Here is a 16,498-nt window from a genome sequence, read left to right as displayed (position 1 = left end):
GGCCATACTCGCAGACAGGTGCTCATGCTTGAAACGGGTCCCGGCGAGCCCCTGGGCGCCAGGTGTCGCGTGAAGGGGGCGGTCTGTTTGGCCAACTGCCGTTGTCATCGTGGAATTGCCCATGGCCGCCCCGTTCCTCCTGTCGCTCGCCGAATCAGGACTTCAACGGGGTGAGCGAGCCGTGGCCGCCACCCGGCACTTCGATACTCGTGCAGGTGCTGCCCTGAACGAACTTCCACGAGTTACCCTGGAAATCCATCGCGGAAGTGCCCTGACACGTGGTGCCGGGACCGGCGGCGCAGTCGTTTTGCCCCTTCAGGGCAACGCCGTAGCACTTCTCCTTGTGTGCGGCGACGGCAGCGCTGGCTTCAGCCTGCGTGAGCGGCGCTGCGTGGGCGACTGATGCAAGCAGGCTCGCGACAACGCCGGCGAGCAGGGTGGAACTGACCGTGATCTTTGTGGACATTAAATTTCTCCAGTAGTTGGGATAGAGGGTACCCGTGATGGATACGTGATCTAATTCGCGGGCGGTAGATGTCTGGTTACAGGGAAATCGCTTTTTTTGCTTTCGACCTGTGGAGCGATGACATCTGCCGTTTGATTAGTTGAGGAAGGCATAGATGTGCAGTAGGCAACAGCCGTGTTAGCGGCGGTGCAAATCCGACACTAAACTGACGTATATCCCATTGTTGAAGCACGATTGCCAGCGCAGCAGGCGAGGCCCCAGCTTCGAGACAGATTTGGCGACCTGAGTTTGGCATGATTATTTTGCATTGCTAAGCGAACAGGACGATTTTGCGCACTCGAGTTCTCCTGCGGGCTGGCATCTGAGCGCCAAAGAGAAATTCTTCAGCGACCGTAACCTTCTGCCTGCCGGGGACGAACTATAAGTCGGATGTCGACGCTATGGTCTCGGAGAGCCGTTGACCGTCTGGCGGGGAGCCAGACACGGGCAGGCGCTACGACTGACTTGCTGTCCTGGGCCATCACGCTACCCCCTGCCTCCGTCCGGCGGTCTGTTCTCTGTCCGCAGTGGAGCGCCGGGTCGTTCATGGATATTTGGACTATCTATCCCTATGCTACGAAAGACCCTTAAACGTGCCTGCGGTTTCGGCCTCGCGCTGCGCGTGCTATGCATGCCCTGGTTGCTGTTGCTTGCCCGGATCTGGTTTGGGCAGGTCGTCTTCGTGCACCAGATCATGACAATGGCAGAAAGCCCTCACGGCGGTCTGTTTTCCGGCGACCTGCGCGTCCCGTCCGGGCTCGATGCAGCGCTGCACAGTGTGGTTCCGTTGCTGCTTACCATGGGGCTGCTGACTCGTCCTGTTGCGCTGGTGCTGCTCATCGAGACAATCGCAGACAGTCACGGTGCGCTGGCCGTGGGCGCACAGGGAGCCAAACTCGCGCTCCTTTCGTGGCTCATCGTAAGCGGGGCGGGGGCCATGTCGCTGGACAATCTTCTGGGGCGCGGTTTGTCATGGATCCCATTTCGCCCAATAAGGCTCACGCGTGGGCTTTATGTCTCGCTCGAACGTTACCTAGGCCCGCTTCTGCAGTTTGTCATGCGTGCCGGGCTTGCCGCTTCACTCGTTAACTTCGTTTTACCGGTTGGTTCGTGGTTGCAGGAAGGGATGTTGGGCGCCGCGGCGACATCTCTTGTCCATCCAGCGTGGTGTGGGGCGGCGCTCGCGTTGGCGCTGGTGCTTGGCTGTGCGACGCGGTTTGCCGCGCTGTTCATCGCGGTAATGGTTCCAGTGGCTGGTATCGCCATGTCGACGGACGACCGGCTGGCAGTCCTGCTTCTGCTTTTTGTGCTCATGGTCGCGGGCGGTGGCGTATTCTCCCTCGATTGGCTGTTTGGCCGGTGGACGGGCAGTGAGTCGCAGGAAGACGATCCTGTCCCGGAAAACCTGCCTCATGTCGTTGTAGTCGGGGGAGGCTTTGGCGGCGTCGCAGCCGCGCAGGGATTGCGCAATGCGCGCTGTCGGGTCACGCTGATCGACCAGCGCAACCATCATCTATTTCAGCCGCTACTTTACCAGGTGGCTACGGCCGCGCTGTCGCCCGCCGAGATCGCCACGCCGATCCGCAGCCTGTTCCGGCGTCAGCGCAACGTTCAGGTCAGGCTAGGGCAGGTGACGGGGGTAGATGCGGCCGCGCGCGAGGTACACATCGGCGTGCTACCCATGAAATTCGACTATCTGGTGCTGGCGACGGGCGCTCGCCACAGCTATTTTGGCAAGGACAACTGGGCGCCTTTTGCACCAGGACTCAAGAGTATCGAAGATGCGACCGCCGTGCGCAGCCGCCTCTTGCGGGCGTTCGAGGAAGCCGAAAGCGCAGCGAGCGAGACCGAGCGTGCCGCGTGGCTGACTTTCGTGATCGTCGGCGGCGGTCCCACCGGCATCGAACTGGCTGGAGCCATCGCCGAACTGGCCCGGCACGGGATGGCCGAAGAATACCGCATGATCGATCCGGCCGTTGCTCGCGTGATCCTGTTGCAGTCGGGTCCGCGGGTCCTGCCCACTTTCACCGCTACGCTATCCAGCGCCGCAGAACGCTCACTGCAAGCGCTCGGGGTCGAGGTCCGGCTCGACACCCGGGTGCTGGGAGTGGACCGCGAGGGTGTCGACATTGGCGGGCAGCGCATCGCCGCCCGTACCGTTCTATGGGCGGCGGGCGTTGCAGCATCGCCCGCTGCTCAGTGGTTGAATCAGACCACTGATCCGTCAGGACGGCTTGCCGTCGCCGCTGATCTGTCCGTGCCGGCTCTGCAGCGGATCTATGCGATCGGCGATACCGCGTCCTGTCTGGGATGGCGCGGCGCAGTTGTTCCTGGTCTCGCGCCGGCAGCCAAACAGCAGGGCCGGTATGTGGCTGGCGTGATCGTGGCCAGTCTGACGGGGCGGCGCCCACCGCCGCCGTTTCGCTACCGGCATTTTGGCAGTCTTGCCACGATCGGGCGTCAGGCGGCCGTTGCCGAGATCGGCAGGCTTTGCGTATGGGGGGAGCCCGCGTGGTGGTTTTGGGGCGCAACTCATATCGCCTTTCTGGTCGGCGGACGGAACCGGGCCATCGTCATTCTCGATTGGCTCTGGGCGTATCTCACCTACCGGCGCAGCACGCGGCTCATTACAGGCGATACGCGAGACAAGATGATGGATTGACAAGGCGAGCCGTACCAAGAGGTGACGTGGTGATGGGATCCAGGGGCGAACTCCTGGTACGTGTGCGTTTCTCTGCCGAGGCAACTTGTGTAAAGCTGCCTCGCTTTCCTGTCGACGTCATCTATAGATCGTGTCGTCGAACAGTGCACGGGTCCCGTCTCATTGACAGGATCCGTTTTCAGGCTCGATCGAGCTTATTTCAAGGTTGCCAGCGCGGCGACCACCTTATCGGGTTCCGCTCGACCTGTCATGTAATCCACGTCGACATGCGTGAGGCGAATGACGCCGGCCCCATCGATCACATACGTTGCCGGAACCGGACGTTCGTACGAATCCTCCCCGTTACGCAGCGCGATATCGTTCTTGAAGACGTTCTTCGAAAACGCCTGTAACTCATCCCCGACCCGGAACACGATGCCGAACTGCCGTGCCACCGCGTTGCCGTAATCGCTGAGGACCGGAAACGTCAGCTTGCTCTTCTCGGTTGCCACGATGCCGTGATCCGGCTTCTCCGGAGAGATGGCAATCAGGGTTGCGCCAAGCGCTTCGATCTTCGGCAGTGCTTCTTGCAAGCCGCGTAGTTCGAGATTGCAGAACGGACACCATTCGCCGCGATAGAAACTGATCACCACCGGCCCCTTGGCCAGCAGAGTCTTGAGCGAGACCTGATTGCCGAACGCGTCGGGCAGCGTGAAGTCCGGTGCGGATTGTCCGCTCTTCAACGCGCCATCGATCGCGCCGGATGCACGGACACGCTCCATATCGCCGGCAATGATATTGAACTTCTCGCCTAGCTTTTCGTGAACCATTGCCTTGTATTCCGCCGAGGCCTGTTTGACCGACATGACGTGCTCCTTGTATTCGTTGACACGGTAAATGACCGGCTGACATCGCCGGGCACAGGGTTGAGAAGGGCGCGTCCGCCTTGATGTTCGGCGCGCTTCGATGTTTCGCCACAAGCTTGTTTGTAGCGGTCGATACAAATACCACTTACGCCCGCCCAGCCTGTCAATGCAATTTTTAGCTACTGCTACAAATAAGCTATGATGGCGCCATGGCACGAACAATTGCATTCGACTACGATCGGGCTCTGGAGCGGGCGACGTGGCTGTTCTGGAAGAGCGGCTATGCCGGCACTTCGCTGCGCGATCTGCTGAAGATCATGGACATCGGCGAAGGCTCCTTTTACAACACCCTCAAGAGCAAGAAGCAGCTTTATCTGGCGTGCGTGAGACGCTATGAAGAGACGGAGGGGCGCAAGCGCGGGCAGGCCCTGATGAGCGCGCCGACGGCTAGCCGGGGGATTCACGCGCTGTTCGGTGTGGTGCTCGACTGCCTCGACAATCCGTCTACGCCGTCGAGGCTCTGCATGATGGCGGCGATGGCCTCCGAAGAGGTGCTGTCGGAGCCCGAGCTGCGCAAGCTTGTCGAGGATGGCCTGGGAAGCTTTCACGCTCGTCTCGTCGAGCGGCTGAGCCAGGATCGAGACGAGGGTCGATTGCCTGCAACGCTGGATCCGCACGTTACCGCATCAGTTGTCGTCACCTATCTGCAGGGCATTTGGCGTATGGCGCTGGTGGACTACGACCGGCCTCGTTTCGAGCGGCAGATCGATGCATTCCTTACCGGATTGGGACTTTAGCTGCCTGCGTTCTCAGACGCTTGGCTGTCACGGCGACCTTCATTGCTTCGACTGGTGGTCGAGAAGATCGAAGGCCTCATCGATATAATGCGTCAACGGATGCGCGGCGTCTTCCCGTCGCCAGTTGTCTTTAGCAAACCGAAGCGTACCCATAGCCATCATGGCTGTTAGACGTCAAGCAGGCCGCCGAGTCGGATCTGACCATAGCTCGTACATCGCCTCGGCCAGTACCTCCTCCAACTGCATATGACGCGCTTCTTTGCGTAGCCGAAGCGTGTCTATCGATCGCAGGATTCGGTCCGCCATAATGGAATCCTTGGTCTCATACATTGAGGCTAGGGCCAAAAAAAATCGCGGCAATCTGTCATCTAACAGCGTTGAAACGATCCTGGCCGGCGTGCTGGCCGGCGTCGGCATTGGCATGTTTCGTCGAGCCTCGCTCGTCGGTGAATTTCGGCACACGGATGTGGTCACGGTTCTCGACGAATTCGTGAACGCACCCAGAGACGTCAGCCTGATCTGGCCCAAGCGCCGATTCGTACCTACACGCGTACGCAGCGCGACGGATTTTCTTGCCGCAGCCCTCTCACTGCGTATCTAGCGAAGCAGTTCGATTCGTATCGCTCCAGATCACGGCGTACGGTTCGGCGCTTCGATGCGGAGTTTCCCGGCACGGGAGAGTTCGACGATGACGCGTGGTTCCCCGCATGGCTGCTGGTGATCAAGCCAGCGCTCGCGGGCCGGCTGGGCGAGGCACGCGTGCAGCGCGACCAGGCGGCATCGCGTGCGACGGCCCTGCTGGGCGAGATCCTGCGCCGGGAGCACGAGGGCGGCCAGCACGAACTGGTCAGCCTGCGTAAGGAACTCAGCCGATTGCATGCGGGTCTGTTCGACACCTATATGGCGACGCGCAAAGTCCAGCATCGGTGATCGATGTAAGGCCGCGAATGGTTACATAAAGCGGACCGCGCGAGGCCAAGTGGGTGCTCGTAATTGTCTCCGCAGTGCGGAGAGACAATTACGAGCACCGCCGGTGCATGTCCCTTTGACCGGTTTAATGCGGACGGCGCGCCCGCAGGCAGTCAATGCGGTCGCGTCTGTTCGCTTCGAATAGGAATGGATCTGCGTGGCGATCCAATTTACTATCACGTGCTTTCTGTCCGTCCATTCGGACATCGACCGTCCCGCCTACTCGAAGGAGAAGCTTATGCCTGAGCTGTTGCCTATTGACCCGAAGCGTACCGCCTTGCTGGTAATGGATTTTCAGGTCGACGTTCTCACCAAATCCATGAGCGAGGCGCAAGCCGCCGACGCAATTGCGCGCGTTCCCGATCTGCTCGCAGCCGCGCGGGGAGCCGACATGATGTTGATCCACGTGATCGTCGCCTTCCGTCCCGGACATCCCGAGGTGAGTCCGCAAAATCCGGTGTTTGCCGGGGTGAAGGCGCATAGGATGATGCTGGTGGATAGCGAAGGAACCCGGATTCATCCGGCCGCCGCGGCACGCGACGGCGAACCAATTGTCGTCAAACACCGGACAAGCGCGTTCTTCGAAACCGATCTCGCCATGCTGCTGCGCGCGAACGCTATCGACACGCTAGTCCTTGCGGGAGTCCACACCAGCGGCGTGGTGCTGTCGACGGTGCGGCAGGCGGCCGATCTCGATTACCGGATGATCGTGGCCCGCGATTGCTGTGCCGATCCCGATGCAGAAGCGCACGCGACGCTGCTTGACCGGGTAATCGCCAAGCAAGCGACGGTCGCAACGACGACGGACATTAAGCACGCTTTGTCCGGCGCTGCCTAGAACGGCGCGCAAGAGCGCTCCTACGCGCCGACGTGCCGTAATTTGCTGACGGGGGCTTGGGCGTGTGAACTGTGCCCAATCAGTTGCGCACGACGACGATGGCTTCTATCTATGCGCACGGCGCGAGTGAGGCGCGCCGTAAGCAAGGCTCAACTCACAGGCTGCGCCTGAGGGAATTTCCATGTGCCATTGAGAATTTCGGGGCGCGGGCGAAAAAGGCGCACCGTGTAGTTCCAGTCCTTCACGATCGGCAGGCAATTCGGAATTTTGCCATCGCAGCCGCCGAACTGGATGACGATGGTACCGTCGGTGCCCTTCGCCGCTGTATTGCTATTCACTGAATACGCGTTGTATGGGTTCGGCTGCAAGTAGCCTTCTGCGTTGTAAACCGTGACTGACCAGAAACCGTCGACGGGCACGTCGCTAACAGTGAGCTTGTGGACGGTGTTGCCGTCATTCTGGGCCGGCGTGATCGGGAGATAGAGAGCGTCCTTCTCCGGATTGCCGCCCCAAAGCATTGCGGTTCCCACCAGGTGTTTCACTGGATCGACCCGATCCTCGCTGGCGCCGTACATGCGACGCGTATCGGAAATCGTCTCGCCAAGCTGCAAAAGTGCGGCCTGTACCTTCTTGCGGCTTGCCTCGTCCCAGTTTGGCACTTCGAATGTGCCGGGACCTTGTTGAGTTACCTTGATTGCATCCTGTAACGCATGAACCTGTTGGACGTCCTGCTTGTTTGCGTCATTGACCAGCATGCGGACTACAGCAATCGCATATCGCGTACCGATCATCTTCCTGGTCAGGGTGTAGCTGCCCGCACCGTAATGGATTGGCATCGGGGTGTACTGGTCCTCATTGACTACCTGCATCGCCATGAAGCGCTGCCGGCGTCGGGCAGCGTAACGGTCACCGGTCCGGCATCGAGGTCGAACACCCCCATCGAATACAGGGTGTCGCGGTTGGGCCGGATAATGCCTCGCTGAGTAACCGGCGCTAACTCGCGGCCATGCCGAAGTTTGCCGAGTCCGGCGTTCTTGACTGCGCCGGCAAAATAGACATCGGTCTGTGCACGATTGTAGTTGTCAACCGTAACCGGCACCGATGGACCTGACGGCGCCTGCGCTAATGCCATCGAGGCCGTTGCCGCCAGCGACAAACCCGCCAATATGTTCACGTTTAATTTCGTCATTGATGCGTTCTCTTGGAAATGTGCCGAGAAGTCGCTCAATCTATTCGACCCTGCGACAACGCAGTAGCCATGTGAATCAGGAATCATATTTCCATGTATGGGATAATCGAACCCGAATGAATGCGTCGTAACCGAGAGACGGACCGGAATGGCTGATCTGAACTCGCTGGCGATTTTCGCCAAGGTCGTCGAGGCGAAGGGCTTCTCGGAAGCGGCGCGGCGCCTCAACATACCGCTTTCCACCGTGAGTCGCCGCGTTGCCGATCTGGAGGATCAGCTTGGCGTGCGCCTCCTCGAACGATCGACGCGCAGTTTGCGGCTTACCGATATCGGGGCGGAGGTTTTGGAGCATGCCCAGCGATGTGCGGAGCACGGCGAAACGATCGACAACCTCGTCTCGAATCAGTCATCGACGGTCGCGGGCGTGTTGCGTCTTTCGGCGCCCATGAGCACCTCAGACACCCTGGTTGCACCGTTGCTTCGCGCGTTCCAGGTACGGTACCCCAACATCCGGGCACACGTCTTCATCACCAATCGATATGTTGACCCTATCGCCGACGGGGTCGATCTGGCGTTTCGCGTCGGACCGCTTAGTGATTCGTCGCTGGTCGCCCGGAAAATCTTCAGCTTTCGACATCGGCTCGTTGCGAGCCCCGCTTACCTTGAAAAGGTCAAAGCTCCAAGCGCCCCGAGTGATCTGCTCGATCACAAACTGCTCGCATTCTCGCACTGGGCACCCAGCATCAACTGGACCCTTTTGCATCGAAACGGAGAAGATCAGGAAACGCTGTCGTTCGAACCGCATCTATCAATGAATGACTACAGCGGCCTGGCAGCTGCCTTGCTGGGCGGTGCTGGCATCGGTGACCTGCCGCAGCTGGTTCAACCTGATCTGATCCGCGGCGGCCGGCTTGTTGAAGTCATGCCTGAATGGCACCTTCCCACAATGGACTTGTCGCTCGTGCATCTGGGCAACCGCCACATTTCGCGCCCGGTGCGCCTGTTTAAGGAATTTGCATTGGAAAGCGCGCCAACGCTTTTCCCAGACCACCTCGGTTAGAACCAAGCGCGAGAATCGAAATACCAGGCGTCCGATGGTTTCCACTGGTTTATGGTGTCTCCTGGCGTGAATGGCACGGGAAACGGTTCTGTCGCATTAACGAATGCTGATATGCTGCGACGTTCGCAAGAACAATGTGGACGATGATGAAAGTGTCGAATTCGGCGGTAGCGAAGGTACTCAAAAGGCTGCATTACCCGCTGCGTCGTGATGACCCGCGATGTTGGCCCGAAGCGCGAGTGCGACGTCCTCTGGGAGGCGCATTTGTTTGATGGTTTCTTCGTCGAGTCGGATGACCTGATTGCTCGTGATTCGCTTGCCGAACTGGCGTGCCGTTATGTTCTCCACCGCGAGAATGTGGCTCGTGCGGCTTCGCACGAGCTGCATGCGTTTCCTCGCAAGATCACGGACGGCACGCTGTTGTGGTGGCAGGATGGTGCCTGTCGGGAGTATCCCCAGGCGCAACAGGTGAGCCAGGTAGCGCGCGTCGGTCTCATCGCCACGGTGCTTGAGCCCATCGTATTTCTTGATCGCGGTGGTGTTGGCCAGATGCACCACAAAGCCGGCGGCCTGCAGGCCGTCGACAAGCCAGTACCAGTTATACGTCGATTCGATTACGACGCCAGCCAGCTCGGCTTGCCACGGGGCAAGGAACGTCAGGATCCTGGCCAGATCGTTCGGCAGCCGCTTCTCGGCGACCCACGCGGTCCGTTTCGTCGATCACGCTCACCACGCTGTTGTTCGAATGCAGGTCAATGCCGCTATAGTTCATGATGGGCCTCCTTCCGGTTAAAGCGCTGTTGGCAAACTCACTTTAACCCGGCCACCCGTCAGGGCGGCCGCGGAGGCCCGCTAGATGATTTTCAATCGGCACGCCTATGTCACTATTGCGACCGTTCATACGGCGAAAGTTCAACGCATGAAGCGATTTGCAGCATTACAGTTTTCTCTATATGCGATCTCCGCACTTGCACAGGCAAGCACGCAAAACGACGCGGGCGCGGGCCCTGAATCTGTGCCAACATCCGCGCGGTCGGTATCTGCCAACGAAATACCTTGCCAGTACGCCTTGCCGGCAAACGCTTCCTACGGGACAGTCCCGCTTGGACTCGCCGCAGTCGACGTAATACTCGACGAGAAGGGAAAAGTACAAAGCACCCGGATTTTGAACCGCCCCGGGAATCGTGGAGGCTGGTTGGTTTAAGTTAATGCCGGTTCAGCGGGAGCTGTTTTAAGTTGCCGATAGTAGTTTGCCTCAGCTTCAGCGGGCGGGATATAGCCGAGGGGCTCCATCAATCGATGATGATTGAACCAGGCCACCCATTCCAGCGTTGCCAGTTCAACGGATTCCCGCGTTTTCCAGGTGCGGCGATGAATCAGTTCAGCCTTGTACAAACCGTTGATCGTTTCAGCCAGAGCGTTGTCGTAGCTGTCGCCCCGGCTGCCGACCGACGGTTCGATGCCCGCTTCAGCCAGCCGTTCGCTGTAGCGAATGCTGACGTATCGGGACCCTCTGTCCGAGTGGTGTATCAACGTTCCGCCGCCCGGGTGCCGCGCGTAAAGCGCCTGTTCAAGTGCATCCAGAACGAAGTCCGTGGTCATCGAGGAGCTGACGCGCCAGCCGACGATGCGGCGAGCGAACACGTCGATCACGAAGGCCACATACAACCAGCCCTGCCACGTGGAAACGTAGGTGAAATCCGAAACCCAGAGCTGGTTCGGCCGTGCCGCCTTGAACTGGCGATTGACCCGATCCAGTGGGCGCGGGGCTATGGCCTCAGGAACGGTCGTGCGAACACGCTTGCCTCGCATCACACCGCGCAAGCCCAGTTGCTTCATCAACCGTTCAACCGTGCAGCGAGCCACTGCGATATGTTCCCGGTTCATCTGCTTCCAGACTTTATCCGCACCGTAGACCTGCATGTTGGCCTGCCAGACACGCTTGATCTCCGGGCGCAGACGTTCATCGCGTATTGCGCGAACACAGCGCCGCGACGGATCACGAAGCTGCGCGGCATGGCGCCGGTAGCCAGACGGGGCAATCCGCAAGACCTTGCAGATCGGCTCGACCCCGAAGGTGTCGCGATGCTGATCGACGAAGGCCTTCAGGACTTCAGGCGGCGGTCGAGCTCCGCCTGGGCGAAAAACGCGCTCGCCAACTTCAGAATCTCGTTGGCACGGCGCAGTTCCCTGTTCTCGCGTTCCAGTGCCTTAAGGCGTTCGCGTTCGGACGTAGTCACGCCCTCACGCTCGCCGCTATCGACTTCATTTCGTTTGACCCACCCCAGCAATGTCTGGCTCGTGCAGCCGATCTTCGGCGCGATGCATTCGATCGCCGCCCACTGGGACGGATACTCGCCGCGATGCTCTTGCACCATGCGCACTGCACGTTCCCGGACTTCAGCAGAAAATTTGTTCGACTTGTTCATGGCTCCATTTTCTCAAGAGTTGGAGCCTCCATCAAATCCGGGGCGGTTCAGGCAGACCCCGCGTAAGAACGATGGACCGCCGCCGCAACACGGGGGCCTTGCCCCGGCTCCATTTACCGACGAGGGCTAAGAAGCCTCCGCCGCGTCCTTCAGCCGAGCATCCGCTGATCGGTCCTGCGGCGTCATCCTCCGTCCGGGCTAAGCAACCTCAGTGGTCCTACCGAAAGTCCTGTTGCCATTTTCATCTCGTCAGCCGTGAAATGGCAAAATGCCAGACCCGACGGTAGATGTTCAAGTAATTGTCGGGCAACGGACTGGCTGTGTACGAACGTATCCGTATCAGCCTGACCAAGATGCATCCTCGCCATCAATTCGCAAACTATCAGATAGTGTCCGTCTACAGTTCCGAGTGCATCGGGATAGTTTTGTCCTTTTCGGACGAACTTGAGGGCTTCGTTGGCGAAATTCTTCCGACCCTCAGGAGTCTTTTCCTTATTTGCGAGCCGGATGCACAGCTTCGCGCGTTGCAGATAAAAGCGGATCCCAAGTGACGGATTGGAAACTGCTTCCTGTCCTACATCCGTACCTATTGCGTTAAGAAGCTCCTCCGCTCGGCTTAGGTCACACGTTCGGTTTTTGGCGATCATACGACAGGCTCTGCAAATCATCGGTTGAAGCATGCGCGGCGAATCTTTCCCGAATGCGCGCTGAACAGCGTCCATTTCGCCTTGATGTCCGTCTGTGTGACCACGGAGTTGGTGCTGCAAGCCGATATCAAGTTCGCCCTTGTTATCAACAACCGTTCGATGAAAGGCGTTTAATGCATGGTCATATATGAGGTTTCCTTCTCTCAGCCGGCCCACGCACGCCAAATACATCCCGTACCAATAGCGAATATCCATCAAGTGCGGGTCGTCATCCACCCCGTAATAGGCGGCATCAATAGATAGCTGGGTAATGTCATGTTTCCAGCCGAGCCACTTCATCCTGGTGTATGTGTTTGGGTCGTCGTAATCAAAGTAAATCAGTCTCGATAGCGTGCCGACGCTTTTCTCGTCGTATTTGCCCTGGGCGGGGGCGATGCGACGTCGGTTATAGTCACGGTATTTGAAACGACGCCACGCAGAATCGGTGAGTTCGGGTGTCAGCGGGTATGCGGCGGGGGGGAGCGGAGTAAGATCAGGTTTTATCACGCGCCTGAAGTCGTCAAACGGCTCTAAGTTCAAAACCCGCTCAGGGCCAAAGCGGCGAAACTGATAGCGCGGAGTGAAACGTTCGGAGTCTCCTAATTGCACGCTTCCATCGTCAAAAAAATGGGTCCGTCTTGATGGTCTTGATGTGGCAGTACTCAAATGTATAAGTCGCGGGTCACGCGCTTCGCGGTCAGCCAATATCGCAAGAAATGCCAGGAATCGATTCAATAGCGAAGTGCTGCACTTAAATAGATATTTTTCCCGCACACCGAACCATATCTCAGCGTCACTCCTGAGTCTCTTAGCGGCCTCCGACATCAGGGTCTTGTTTTCCGTCAAAAGGGGCGCAAGGCGGTGCATGTACTGAGTGAAAAGGTCGATATCCTCGTTTTCCCAAGCCTGGTCATCGAGCTGCCGAAGTATTTTCCGAACCTCAGTCATGGCAGTGGTGTTGAGGTAACCCAGCGCAAAGTCATGTAACTCTTCGTGGGACATGTGAATAAAGGCACAGAGCACGAGGTCGGCCAATCCGCCGTCTCCATTCCCAGATATAAAAATTTGGTGCTTTTGCGTGGGGTCACGTATTTCTCCAGTCAAGGGAAAACGGTCCCAGTAAGACCTGCCGCCCGGAGCGTCAATTCCTTTCTCATAACCAAATCCGACGCAGAGTATCACAACGTGGTACGGCATCTGATCCTGGGGGGGGTGGTGATTGATCTCTACCGCGTAGAGGCCGCCCATGAGCGAAACAATCCTGGTGACGTCCCGTTCCTTTAATATTCGAACTGCGGATTTGTCGATGCAAACTTGAAAGCCGCTTTCCAGCGAAGTGGCAACGGAATCAGCAGTGCCGGCCGTCCACGTCATGATAGGCAGTTTCGCATGTCGCTCGTTCCAACCGGGCCGAGGCCAATCATAGAGCCGTGGGTGCAGATACCGGTCGCTGCAACCCTTCTGCAGGTGAAGTAGGGTGTACTTTCGCTCATATACATCTATTGTTTCGGCATCGAAGCCCGATCTCGCAAAAGCCGCAGCCGCAGTCATCCCTCCAGCGCCGCCGCCCACAATGGCGACTCGGCCACGAGGGGGAAGGATGCTGTTGTGTTCATCGAGAATCGCGTCGACAAGATTCAGAGCGCGCACCTGCTGCGAATATAACGTTACGCGATCAGCGAAGCACCCGAGAAAGAACACATTCGTGCCCGCAACGCGGGATTCCAACAGGATATCGCTCGTCACCATGATCAGGCTCCTCGAACTGGGCGGCGCCAATTTATTCTAATCTACGGCACGCGCCCCAGATAAATTGATATGTTCAGCTTTGATGGTGCGAGGATTGGGTTCCCCTTGGAGCGCAGGCGGCTCAACTCCGGTCCGGAGTTCCTTGAAAGCAGCCCTTCGATCGGAGCAAGGTCGACCGGCCGAGAGGGGTCGCTGAGAGCCGATCACATCAACAACGGGCTCACCGTCGAACGCCCTGGCGAGCCGCTCCGAGCCGTTCCACCGATCCTGCCGGTTTCAAACCGGTAATCGCCATCACCACGCCCGCCGCCATGAAAGCCCCTGCCACCATGACGGCCGCGTGCAGGCCGCTGACCAGGTTGCCGGCCGTTCCGATCGCGAGCGATCCGAAGACACCCACTCCGAGTGCGCCTCCAATTTGGCGCGCCGTGTTCAGCACGCCTGAAGCAATACCGACGGATCGCGGATCGACATTCGCAAGGACCGCAGTATTGATCGACGGAACCGCTAGCGCGACACCGACACCGATCGCCAGCAATGGTGCGGTAATTGCCAGGTAACTGCTGCTGACCTCGATCAGTCCGAGCGACAGGAAGCCGGCCGCCGCCACAGCCTGCCCGACCGCCATCGGAAGACGGTAGCCGAACCGTGCCGTGAGGGCGCCAGACGCGAGGTTCGCCACGGTCACAACGGCGGTCATCGGCAAGAAGGCCAGGCCGGTCTCGAGCGGCGTATAGTGCCGCACGCTCTGGAAGAAGAGGCTCATCGCGAACATCAGTCCGTAATAGCCGAAGTTGAGCGACAGCCCGATCGCCGAACTCACATTGATGGCCGGTATCTGGAATAGTGAAAGCGGCAGCATCGGATGCCGTTGCCGCTTTTCCACCAGCACGAACAGTAGGCCGAACAGGACAGAACAAGCAATACCCGTCCGCACAGCCGGACTTCTCCAACCCAGACTTCCGCTTTCGACGAAGCCGAACAGCAGCGCGGCGAGCGCAACCACCGCCAATATCTGCCCCGGCAGATCGAAGCGGCGCGCTGCGTTACGGACAGTATCGGGCGCATGGGCTAGCGTCAGCCAGATGCCGGCAAGACCGAACGGCACGTTGATCAGAAAGATGCTCGGCCAGCCGAAACAGTCGACTAGCCCCCCTCCCACGACCGGACCGGCCCCCAGCGCCAGCGCGGCCGTTCCGGCCCAGATACTCACGGCCCTGGCTCGCGCCCGAGGGTCGGGAAAGCTCGCGTTGAGCAGCGATAGGGACGTCGGCACGCACAACGCAGCGCCGACGCCCTGAGCCGCCCGCGCCGTGACCAGCGTGGCCGCGCCGATTGCGAAGCCACATGCCACCGACGCCAAAGTAAATAATGCAAAGTTACTGACGAACACGCGCCGTGCCCCCAGCCGGTCACCGAGTGCGCCTGCGCTGAGCAGAAGGCAGGCAAAGGCGAGCGTGTAGGCATTGAGCACCCATTCCAGCTCCGCGGCGCTGGCGGATAAGGTTTCCCGAATGCGCGGAAGCGCGACGTTTACCACTGTGACGTCGAGACAGATGATGACGAAGCCAAGGCTGGCGGCGAGCAAGGCGAGGCGCGGCGATCGCGTCGAGGGTCTATGCATGATGAGCGGTCCGGGTTGGGCGCGATACGAACGGGACCGTTCGAGCGTTGGCCACGACGCACTTTAATTCCCCCGCCATCATGGATAAAGTGCGTGCCAGTTGGCACAGAACCCACTAATATTGTGTAATGGATCTCCTCAAGGCAATGACTGTTTTCGTGCGCGTCGTCGAGTCCGGTAGCCTGACGGCCGCCGCGCTCGCGTGTGATCTGTCGCCCACCATGGTCGGCAACCACCTGCAGGCGCTGGAGGCCCGACTCGGCACACGACTGATCCACCGCACCACGCGCAAGCAGCAGCTCAGCGCGTTCGGGCGGGCTTACTATGACCGTTGTGTCGAAATTCTCGGCCTTGTCAACGACGCCGAAAGCCTGGCGCTCGATCATCTTGCGACCCCGCGCGGACGCTTGCGCATCACTGCACCTGTGATTTTCAGCAACGAGTGTCTGATCCCGGCAATTGCGGATTATTGCCGGCGCTACCCCGAGGTCCGGCTGGATGTCGTCGCCACCGATGCATTGACGGATTTGATTGAGGACGGATTCGAAGCGGCCATTCGCATCGGTACGCCGGGTAACCATGACCTCATTGCACGTCCTCTGCAACCGTATCGCCTCATGCTATGTGCGTCGCGCGCATACTTCGATTCGAACGGCGTACCGGCGACGCCGGAGGAGCTTCGCTTCCACCAATGCCTCACCTACGCCTATCCACTTCGCTCCGAAATGCACGCGGCACAGCCCGAGTGGACGCTGTCTGGACCGAACGGAAGCGTAAGTGTGCCCATCGATGGACGCTTGAAGATCGACAATGCGGACGCCCTGCGCAGGGCCGTGCTTGCTGGCATGGGCATCGCAATGCTGCCCGCCATTCTCGTGGACACAGATCTCAAGACGAACCGGTTGCTCGAGGTACTGCCGTCTCATAGGCCCCCGGTCCGGTCGATCAATCTGCTCTATTTGCGCGATCGCCAGATGTCTCCGAAGCTTCGCAGTTTCATTGACTTTGTCGTGGAGCGATTCGGCAACATCTCCAATTCACCGGTTTGAATGTACCCGCGGGTCGTCCGGCCGGGTTCGGCCAGGAAGAGACCTTCTTTCCAAACGTCGCGAAGACGTTCAGACGGCGGTTCCATTCAGATAGCG

Annotated in this window: 14 protein-coding genes, 1 pseudogene and 1 other annotated feature; of the genes and pseudogenes, 7 read left to right on the top strand and 8 right to left on the bottom strand. The window is 59.2% G+C overall.

Going from position 1 to position 16,498, the window contains the following annotated elements; all coding sequences use genetic code 11:
- Nucleotides 1-154: 154 nt before the first annotated feature.
- Nucleotides 155-466, bottom strand: a complete 312-nt coding sequence (locus tag OKW29_RS08435) for a BufA1 family periplasmic bufferin-type metallophore (RefSeq protein WP_121317718.1) — start codon at nucleotides 464-466, stop codon at nucleotides 155-157.
- A gap of 610 nt (nucleotides 467-1,076) precedes the next feature.
- Here OKW29_RS08435 and OKW29_RS08430 point away from each other — a divergent pair.
- Nucleotides 1,077-3,167, top strand: coding sequence for an FAD-dependent oxidoreductase (locus OKW29_RS08430; RefSeq protein ID WP_429290669.1), 2,091 nt, complete (start codon nucleotides 1,077-1,079; stop codon nucleotides 3,165-3,167).
- Nucleotides 3,168-3,361: 194 nt separating this feature from the next.
- Here OKW29_RS08430 and OKW29_RS08425 read toward each other — a convergent pair whose 3' ends face one another.
- Nucleotides 3,362-4,012, bottom strand: coding sequence for a peroxiredoxin-like family protein (locus OKW29_RS08425; RefSeq protein ID WP_429290668.1), 651 nt, complete (start codon nucleotides 4,010-4,012; stop codon nucleotides 3,362-3,364).
- Nucleotides 4,013-4,221: 209 nt separating this feature from the next.
- On the opposite strand from OKW29_RS08425, the gene OKW29_RS08420 reads away from it, so the two are divergent.
- The 4 genes from OKW29_RS08420 to OKW29_RS08405 all read left to right on the top strand — a co-directional run bounded on the left by OKW29_RS08420 (nucleotide 4,222) and on the right by OKW29_RS08405 (nucleotide 6,616).
- Nucleotides 4,222-4,809 (top strand): TetR/AcrR family transcriptional regulator, encoded by a 588-nt coding sequence (locus tag OKW29_RS08420; RefSeq protein WP_121317724.1) that lies wholly within the window; start codon nucleotides 4,222-4,224, stop codon nucleotides 4,807-4,809.
- A gap of 307 nt (nucleotides 4,810-5,116) precedes the next feature.
- Nucleotides 5,117-5,410: a LysR substrate-binding domain-containing protein gene (locus OKW29_RS08415; RefSeq protein ID WP_429290667.1), complete on the top strand. Its 294-nt coding sequence runs from the start codon at nucleotides 5,117-5,119 to the stop codon at nucleotides 5,408-5,410.
- Nucleotides 5,411-5,526: 116 nt separating this feature from the next.
- Entirely contained in the window at nucleotides 5,527-5,739 is a 213-nt protein-coding gene (locus tag OKW29_RS08410; RefSeq protein WP_429290666.1) for a hypothetical protein, read from the top strand.
- Nucleotides 5,740-6,016: 277 nt separating this feature from the next.
- Entirely contained in the window at nucleotides 6,017-6,616 is a 600-nt protein-coding gene (locus OKW29_RS08405) for a cysteine hydrolase family protein (RefSeq protein WP_429290665.1), read from the top strand.
- A gap of 149 nt (nucleotides 6,617-6,765) precedes the next feature.
- Here the strand turns inward: OKW29_RS08405 and OKW29_RS08400 are convergent, their stop codons facing one another.
- Together OKW29_RS08400 and OKW29_RS08395 are read right to left on the bottom strand one after the other, a co-directional pair.
- Nucleotides 6,766-7,491 carry a DUF1214 domain-containing protein gene (locus OKW29_RS08400; RefSeq protein ID WP_429290664.1) on the bottom strand — a complete coding sequence of 242 codons (726 nt, stop codon included), beginning with the start codon at nucleotides 7,489-7,491 and terminating at the stop codon, nucleotides 6,766-6,768.
- Entirely contained in the window at nucleotides 7,476-7,844 is a 369-nt protein-coding gene (locus OKW29_RS08395) for a DUF1254 domain-containing protein (RefSeq protein WP_429290663.1), read from the bottom strand. The genes OKW29_RS08400 and OKW29_RS08395 overlap by 16 nt, the downstream gene beginning before the upstream one ends.
- Before the next feature lie 109 nt (nucleotides 7,845-7,953).
- Between OKW29_RS08395 and OKW29_RS08390 the strand changes: the two genes are divergently transcribed.
- On the top strand, nucleotides 7,954-8,865 hold the full coding sequence (locus OKW29_RS08390) for a LysR family transcriptional regulator (RefSeq protein WP_429290662.1): 912 nt from the start codon (nucleotides 7,954-7,956) through the stop codon (nucleotides 8,863-8,865).
- A gap of 216 nt (nucleotides 8,866-9,081) precedes the next feature.
- On the opposite strand, the pseudogene OKW29_RS08385 reads toward OKW29_RS08390, so the two are convergent.
- The 4 genes and pseudogenes from OKW29_RS08385 to OKW29_RS08370 form a co-directional block, all read right to left on the bottom strand.
- Nucleotides 9,082-9,637: pseudogene (locus OKW29_RS08385) on the bottom strand (IS110 family transposase); the annotation flags it as partial.
- Between the two features lie 428 nt (nucleotides 9,638-10,065).
- A protein-coding gene (locus OKW29_RS08380; protein ID WP_429290661.1) for an IS3 family transposase occupies nucleotides 10,066-11,294 on the bottom strand; the annotation gives its coding sequence in 2 pieces (ribosomal slippage) (nucleotides 10,066-11,006 and nucleotides 11,006-11,294; 1,230 coding nt in all).
- Nucleotides 10,900-11,016, bottom strand: a sequence feature (AL1L pseudoknot). Its footprint overlaps the gene before it by 117 nt.
- A gap of 182 nt (nucleotides 11,295-11,476) precedes the next feature.
- Nucleotides 11,477-13,729, bottom strand: coding sequence for a hypothetical protein (locus tag OKW29_RS08375; protein ID WP_429290660.1), 2,253 nt, complete (start codon nucleotides 13,727-13,729; stop codon nucleotides 11,477-11,479).
- A gap of 220 nt (nucleotides 13,730-13,949) precedes the next feature.
- Nucleotides 13,950-15,353, bottom strand: coding sequence for an MFS transporter (locus OKW29_RS08370; RefSeq protein WP_429290659.1), 1,404 nt, complete (start codon nucleotides 15,351-15,353; stop codon nucleotides 13,950-13,952).
- A gap of 128 nt (nucleotides 15,354-15,481) precedes the next feature.
- Between OKW29_RS08370 and OKW29_RS08365 the strand changes: the two genes are divergently transcribed.
- On the top strand, nucleotides 15,482-16,402 hold the full coding sequence (locus tag OKW29_RS08365; RefSeq protein WP_429290658.1) for a LysR family transcriptional regulator: 921 nt from the start codon (nucleotides 15,482-15,484) through the stop codon (nucleotides 16,400-16,402).
- The last annotated feature ends 96 nt before the right edge of the window (nucleotides 16,403-16,498 follow it).

This window comes from Paraburkholderia sp. CI3 (assembly GCF_050436505.1).
In the GTDB taxonomy this organism is placed as follows: Bacteria; Pseudomonadota; Gammaproteobacteria; order Burkholderiales; family Burkholderiaceae; genus Paraburkholderia; species Paraburkholderia tuberum.
The sequence above is the reverse complement of the archived record's forward strand: the minus strand, read 5'-3'. Positions and strand labels throughout refer to the sequence as shown.

Coding starts and splice junctions, on each gene's coding strand:
- OKW29_RS08400 (WP_429290664.1), bottom strand. CDS start 7,491: ATGGCGATGCAGGTAGTCAATGAGGACCAGTACACCCCGATGCCAATC.
- OKW29_RS08365 (WP_429290658.1), top strand. CDS start 15,482: ATGGATCTCCTCAAGGCAATGACTGTTTTCGTGCGCGTCGTCGAGTCC.
- OKW29_RS08370 (WP_429290659.1), bottom strand. CDS start 15,353: ATGCATAGACCCTCGACGCGATCGCCGCGCCTCGCCTTGCTCGCCGCC.
- OKW29_RS08430 (WP_429290669.1), top strand. CDS start 1,077: ATGCTACGAAAGACCCTTAAACGTGCCTGCGGTTTCGGCCTCGCGCTG.
- OKW29_RS08415 (WP_429290667.1), top strand. CDS start 5,117: ATGGAATCCTTGGTCTCATACATTGAGGCTAGGGCCAAAAAAAATCGC.
- OKW29_RS08375 (WP_429290660.1), bottom strand. CDS start 13,729: ATGGTGACGAGCGATATCCTGTTGGAATCCCGCGTTGCGGGCACGAAT.
- OKW29_RS08420 (WP_121317724.1), top strand. CDS start 4,222: ATGGCACGAACAATTGCATTCGACTACGATCGGGCTCTGGAGCGGGCG.
- OKW29_RS08405 (WP_429290665.1), top strand. CDS start 6,017: ATGCCTGAGCTGTTGCCTATTGACCCGAAGCGTACCGCCTTGCTGGTA.
- OKW29_RS08390 (WP_429290662.1), top strand. CDS start 7,954: ATGGCTGATCTGAACTCGCTGGCGATTTTCGCCAAGGTCGTCGAGGCG.
- OKW29_RS08425 (WP_429290668.1), bottom strand. CDS start 4,012: ATGTCGGTCAAACAGGCCTCGGCGGAATACAAGGCAATGGTTCACGAA.
- OKW29_RS08435 (WP_121317718.1), bottom strand. CDS start 466: ATGTCCACAAAGATCACGGTCAGTTCCACCCTGCTCGCCGGCGTTGTC.